Source organism: Shewanella sp. SR44-3 (assembly GCF_014163735.1).
Classification (GTDB): Bacteria; Pseudomonadota; Gammaproteobacteria; order Enterobacterales; family Shewanellaceae; genus Shewanella.
Map to the genome: position 1 here is coordinate 1 of NZ_JACJDV010000113.1, position 467 is coordinate 467.

The window sequence follows — 467 nt, forward strand, 5'->3', positions numbered from 1 at the left end:
GTGCTCAGTATCGACATTTATCAAGCTAACCGCTGGTCTGATGTTGAGGTAATAAGCCATTGGCATCAATTATTTAAGGGCACTGATATAACCCAAAAGTTTGCTCAGGGTGAAACGCTTGAGGATTATGAACAGTTGCAGCTTAGTCACACGGTTGCTTTATATCGAAGCCGTTTAAGTGACATTTCTTGGTTCATGCGCTGTCTTAATGAGCCGATTGCACGGCAAGCAAATCAAGAGGATAACTGTACAGGCCGCTTCTGGGAAGGGCGTTTTAAGTCGCAGGCCCTGCTAGATGAGGCTGCAGTGTTAGCCTGTATGGCCTATGTCGATCTCAATCCAATTAGGGCCAAGATGGCAAGTACCCCTGAGCAATCAGACCACACCAGTATCCAGCTGCGGATTCAGGCGGCTTTAAAAGGTGAGCAACCTAACAGCTTATTACCTTTCATTGGCAACGAGCGAAA

The 467-nt window shown here is 46.7% G+C and carries 1 pseudogene; it reads left to right on the forward strand.

Features of this window, described 5'->3' with window-relative positions:
- A pseudogene (locus tag H5073_RS18040) lies at nucleotides 1-467 on the forward strand (transposase); the annotation flags it as partial.